The 5299-nt window shown below is 69.6% G+C and carries 5 protein-coding genes; 3 read left to right on the top strand and 2 right to left on the bottom strand.

Annotation, left to right across the window (positions count from 1 at the left end; translation table 11 throughout):
• The first annotated feature begins 84 nt into the window (after positions 1-84).
• Together AC1D2E_RS34590 and AC1D2E_RS34585 are read left to right on the top strand one after the other, a co-directional pair.
• A complete protein-coding gene (locus AC1D2E_RS34590; protein ID WP_478201589.1) occupies positions 85-807 on the top strand; it encodes an ABC transporter ATP-binding protein in 723 nt (240 codons plus the stop codon).
• A gap of 219 nt (positions 808-1026) precedes the next feature.
• Positions 1027-1962: a M14 family metallopeptidase gene (locus tag AC1D2E_RS34585; RefSeq protein WP_478201588.1), complete on the top strand. Its 936-nt coding sequence runs from the start codon at positions 1027-1029 to the stop codon at positions 1960-1962.
• 3 nt (positions 1963-1965) lie between these two features.
• On the opposite strand, the gene AC1D2E_RS34580 is transcribed toward AC1D2E_RS34585, so the two are convergent.
• Positions 1966-2820: a peptidoglycan DD-metalloendopeptidase family protein gene (locus AC1D2E_RS34580; protein ID WP_478201587.1), complete on the bottom strand. Its 855-nt coding sequence runs from the start codon at positions 2818-2820 to the stop codon at positions 1966-1968.
• A gap of 8 nt (positions 2821-2828) precedes the next feature.
• Positions 2829-4631 (bottom strand): glutamine--tRNA ligase/YqeY domain fusion protein, encoded by a 1803-nt coding sequence (locus AC1D2E_RS34575; protein WP_478201586.1) that lies wholly within the window; start codon positions 4629-4631, stop codon positions 2829-2831.
• 139 nt (positions 4632-4770) lie between these two features.
• Here AC1D2E_RS34575 and AC1D2E_RS34570 point away from each other — a divergent pair, with 139 nt between their 5' ends.
• On the top strand, positions 4771-5121 hold the full coding sequence (locus AC1D2E_RS34570) for a hypothetical protein (RefSeq protein ID WP_478201585.1): 351 nt from the start codon (positions 4771-4773) through the stop codon (positions 5119-5121).
• The last annotated feature ends 178 nt before the right edge of the window (positions 5122-5299 follow it).

Here is a 5299-nt window from a genome sequence, read left to right as displayed (position 1 = left end):
GCCCCCACGCTCATCGCTTCGCGTATCGCTGCCCCCCAAGGGGGCGCAGGCCTCCCTTGGGGCGGCCCGGCGGGAGGCCTGACCATGCTGACCATCCAGAATCTATCGGCCGGCTACGGCAAGGTGCAGGTGCTGCACGGCGTCTCGATCGAGGTGCCCAAGGGCAAGGTCGTGACCCTGATCGGCTCCAACGGCGCCGGCAAGACGACGACGATGCGCGCGGTGTCGGGAATGATCCAGCCGACGGCCGGCGAGATCACGCTCAACGGCAAGCGCATCGACGGGCTCGAGTCCTATCACATCGCCAAGCTCGGGCTGGCGCATTCGCCCGAGGGCCGGCGCGTGTTCGCGACCATGACCGTGACCGACAACCTGACGCTGGGCGCTTTCCCGCGCCTCACGGGGAGCCGGCCGCGCGGCGATGTCGCAGGCGATCTCGAACGCGCGCTCGACCTGTTTCCGCGCCTGAAGGAACGGCGCATGCAGTTGGCCGGCACGCTGTCCGGGGGCGAGCAGCAGATGCTCGCGATGGCCCGCGCCGTCATGCTGAACCCCGAGGTGGTGCTGCTCGACGAGCCGTCGATGGGCCTGGCGCCGATCCTGGTCGCCGAGGTGTTCCGCATCATCGAGCGGCTCAAGCGCGAGGGGGTGACCATGCTGCTGGTCGAGCAGTTCGCCGCCGCCGCGCTGGGCGTGGCCGACTACGGCTACGTGCTCGAGAACGGCCGCATCTCGCTGCACGGGCCGGCGGAGAAGCTGCGCAACGATCCGGGGGTGAAGGCGGCGTATCTGGGGAGMGGTCATTGACGCTGGTGGCCATGGATGTCGCAGGCGCACCCGCAAGGATCTGCTGCAGGCCGCCGCGCGGAGAGGCGGCGAAGAAGCCGGATTGAAGGTCGGGCTGCAGCGCCGCGGCCGTGCCGCATTTCCCCGTGCGCCGTATCCTACGATTTGCGGCGCACCGCGCAGCCGATCCCGCTGGCGCACACTGCGACCACCCCCATTCCTTCCGACAGAAAAGCCCCCATGACCGTTCCCCCAGCCGCCCTCGAAGTCCTCCCGCGCGACATCTCCGCCTACCGCGAGGGCAACATCGGCATCGACTACGTTCACCGCTTCGAATCCGGCAAGCCGGGCCCGCACGTGCTGATCAATGCGCTGACCCATGGCAACGAGATCTGCGGCATGGTGGCGGCCACGCATCTGCTGGACAGCGGCGTGCGGCCCAAGATCGGCACGCTGACCGTGAGCTTCGCCCACGTCGAGGCCTACAACGCCTTCGATCCCGCGAAGCCCTTCGACAACCGGCAGATCGTGCACAACCTCAACCGGGTCTGGTCCGACGAGTGGCTGGACGGCCCCGAGGACAGCCCCGAGCTGCGCCGCGCGCGGGCGCTGCGGCCGGTGGTCGGCGCCGCCGACCACATCCTCGACATCCATTCGACCAGCCAGGACGTGGTGCCGTTCTGGGTCTACCCCGACTTCGAACGCAATGCCCGGGTGGCGATGGCGGTCGGCCTGCCGCCGGTGCACCTGCTGATGCCGAGCGGCCTCGGCTCGGGCACGCCGCTGATCCAGCACGGTCTGCACGCCGGCGCCGATGCGCCGGGCGCCGCGATGGTGGTCGAGTGCGGCCAGCACTTCAGGCAGAGCGCGGCCGATCTCGCGACCGAGGTGGCGCTGCGCTTCCTGGCCCACTTCGGCTTGATCGACAGGGCAGGGGCCACGCCCGACGCCGAGCCGCAGCGCCGCTTCGAGCTGCTGCAGACGCACATGATCCAGTTCGAGGACTTCCGCTTCGTGCGGCCGTTGATCGGTTTCGAGACCTTCGCCAAGGGCGAGCTGATCGCCACCCAGGGGCCGGACGAGATCCGCGCGCCCTGCGACGACTGCACCGTCTTCATGCCGGCGCAGCGGGTGATCGTCGGGCGCGAGGCGGTCTACCTGACGCGGCCCCTGTGAGCCTCAAGCCGCGATGAACAGCGCCGGGTCCACCATCGCGCGGTTCAGCATCACCGACCAGTGCAGGTGCGGCCCGGTCACGCGGCCGGTGGCGCCCACGGCGGCCAGGCGCTCGCCGGTGTGCAGCACATCGCCGGCCTTCACGTCGACGCGGCTCAGGTGGCAGTACATCGTGAGCAGGCCGCCGCCATGGTCGAGCCAGACGGTGCCGCCGTTGAAGAAGTAGTCGCCGGTGTCGATGACACGCCCCGGCAACGGCGCCAGCACCGGCGTGCCGGTGGCGGCCGCGATGTCCATGCCGCTGTGTGGATTGCGCGACTGGCCGTTGAAGACGCGGCGCAGGCCGAAGGAGCTGGAGCGGCGGCCCGGCACCGGTACGCGCATCTGCAGGTCCTGCAGCCGGGGCTCGGTGAAGGTGGCCATCACCGTGGCCTGGTGAACGCGCTCGCGCTCATAGCGGGCCTGGTCGGTGGGCGACAGGTCGACCGTGCCCGGGGCCACCTTGAGGCGCTGCTCGCTGTACCGCTTGGGTGCGACCGTGTAGGCCATCTGCCGCTCGGCGCCGTCCTCCGCCCGCACCATGATGCGCGAGGTGCCGGTCGCCGCAGCCAGCGGAATGCCGACCAGCGCGGTCCACTCGATCGCGTCGCCGAGCACGAGCAAGGGCACATCGCCCTCGGTGCGCGCCGCCGGTCGCGCGATGGCGGGGCCGAGCGAGAGGCGGGCCACGCCGCCGGGCACCTGGGCGCTCTGCGGCCACGCACCGGGTGCCTTGGCCGCCGACGGCGCGGCCCCGACCCGTGCTGCCGGCAGCGCCAGCACACTCATCGTTCCGAGGAGGAGGGAGCGGCGATGCATGGCGCGCGTCACTTGCCCCAGCTGTCGCGCATCCCGGCGGCGCGATTGAATACGCGCTGGCCCGCGGCAGCCGCCTTGGCATCGACCACGAAGTAGCCATGGCGCTCGAACTGGAAGCCGGCGCCGCCCGGCGCCGCGCTGGCCAGCGAGGGTTCCACGAAAGCCTGGCAGGTCAGCAGGCTGTCGTTGTTGAGTTCCTCGAGCAGTTCGCCGCTGCCGGGCTGGGCGGCCGCGAACAGCCGCTCATACAGGCGCACCTCGGCCGGCAGCGCATCCGCGGCCGCCACCCAGGTGATGTTGCCCTTGACCTTGATCGCGTCCGCGCCCGGCGTGCCGCTCTTGGTGTCGGGCACCAGCGTGGCCTGCACTTCCTGCAGCCTGCCGTCGGCGTCGCGGGTGGCCCCGGTGCAGACGATCGTGTGGCCGTACTTCAGGCGCACCTTGTTGCCCGGGAACAGGCGGAAGAAGCCCTTGGGCTGGACGTCCTCGTAGTCGGTGCGCTCGATCCAGACCTCGCGGCCGATCTTGAAGCGGCGCTGGCCGCGCTCCGGGTGGTGCGGGTGCACCGGCGCCGTGCACTCGTCGATGAAGCCGGCGCCCATCAGCGCGTCCCAGTTGGTGATGACCAGCCTGACCGGGTCGAGCACCGCCATCGCGCGCGGCGCGATCGGGTCGAGCGTGTCGCGCAGCGCGGCCTCGAGGCTGGCGTAGTCGATCCAGCCGCCGGACTTGGTGACGCCCGATCGCTCGCAGAACAGCTTCAGCGCCTCGGGCGTGTAGCCGCGGCGGCGCAGACCGGCCAGGGTCGGCATGCGCGGGTCGTCCCAGCCGTCGACATGATTCTCTTCGACCAGCTGGCGCAGCTTGCGCTTGCTGGTGATCACGTGGGTGACGTTGAGCCGCGCGAACTCGTACTGGCGCGGATGCGGCGAGGCGATCAGGCCGCCTTCGGCCAGGCGATCGAGCAGCCAGTCGTAGAAGGGCCGCTGGTCCTCGAACTCGAGCGTGCAGAAGCTGTGCGTGATCTGTTCCAGCGCGTCCTCGATCGGATGCGCGAAGGTGTACATCGGATAGATGCACCAGGTGTCGCCGGTGTTGTGGTGGGTCGCGCGGCGGATGCGGTAGAGCGCCGGATCGCGCATGTTGATGTTGGGGCTCGCCATGTCGATCCGGGCCCGCAGCACGGCGGCGCCGTCCTCGAGCTGGCCGTCGCGCATGGCGCGGAAGCGCGCCAGGTTGTCCTCGGGCGTGCGATTGCGGAACGGGCTGTCGGTGCCGGGCGTGTTGAAGTCGCCACGGGTGGCCCGGATCTGCTCGGCGCTCTGTTCGTCGACGTAGGCCAGGCCGGCACCGATCAGATACTCCGCCGCCCGGTACATGAAGTCGAAGTAGTTGCTCGCGAAGTACACGTGCTCGTCGACTTCGCCCGGTTTGGCGGGGTTGTCGGCCAGTCGGGTGTCGTAACCCAGCCATTTCACGGCATCGCGAATGGCATCGACGTACTCCTGCTCCTCTTTTTCCGGGTTGGTGTCGTCGAAGCGCAGGTGGCAGACGCCGCCATATTCCTTCGCCAGCTCGAAATTGAGCCAGATGCTCTTGGCGTGCCCGATGTGCAGGTAGCCGTTGGGCTCGGGCGGGAAGCGCATGCGGACCTTGGCCGGATCCTGCATGCCTTGGGCGTGATGGATGGCATCCCCCGGGGAGCCGCCCCATTTGCGGGTGGAATAATGGCCCTGTTCGAGGTCGCTTTCGATCACGTGGCGCAGGAAATTGCTCGGCTTGGTGCTGTCGATGTCTGCAGGGGAAGTCATATCCGCTCATTCTAGGTGGGCCTCCGGGGGTGTTACCTTTGGCAACCTTCTTCACAGAGCCGCGTGCACCGGGTTCACATCTCACGCGTTCAATACACTACATGGGCGGCCAACACCCGCCTTCAACAGGAGTTTCACGATGAACGTCAACCGTACCAAGTTCTTCAAATGGGCCGCTGCCGGCGTCGTCGCCGCGGGCGCGCTGTTCGCCGCCGCCTCGGCCAGTGCGACCGTCGGCTGGTCGGTCGGTGTCAACGTTCCGGGCGTGGCGATCGGGGTCGCCACTCCGCAGCCTTACTACGCACCCGCCCCGGTGTACGTGGCGCCCGCGCCGGCCTACTATCCGCCGCCGGCCGTCTACTACCGCCCGGCGCCCCCGGTCTACTACCGTGCGGCTCCCGTGTACTACGCGCCACCGCCGGCCTACTACCGTCCGGCCCCGGGCTACTACCGCCACCACGGTCACGGCCACGACCGCTACTACCGCTGAGCGGCAGACACGCCGTTTGCCTGCTGTCACATCGAAAAACCGGCCCCGTCGAACGGGCCGGTTTTTTCTTGTGCCGGCCCAGGCCGGCGCCGGGCCGCCCCAAGGCGGCCTGCGGCCCCCCTGGGGGGCAGCGACCCACACGCAGTGGGGGAGCGTGGGGGCTCAGTCAGGCCGGCGC

The sequence above is a fragment of the Variovorax sp. P1_H2 genome, from assembly GCF_056405295.1.
This window is presented reverse-complemented; position numbering and strand designations above follow the sequence as displayed.

Bases quoted from the DNA above. Each gene is read 5' to 3' on its own strand.
- AC1D2E_RS34585 (WP_478201588.1), top strand. From the start codon at position 1,027: ATGACCGTTCCCCCAGCCGCCCTCGAAGTCCTCCCGCGCGACATCTCC.
- AC1D2E_RS34575 (WP_478201586.1), bottom strand. From the start codon at position 4,631: ATGACTTCCCCTGCAGACATCGACAGCACCAAGCCGAGCAATTTCCTG.
- AC1D2E_RS34570 (WP_478201585.1), top strand. From the start codon at position 4,771: ATGAACGTCAACCGTACCAAGTTCTTCAAATGGGCCGCTGCCGGCGTC.
- AC1D2E_RS34580 (WP_478201587.1), bottom strand. From the start codon at position 2,820: ATGCATCGCCGCTCCCTCCTCCTCGGAACGATGAGTGTGCTGGCGCTG.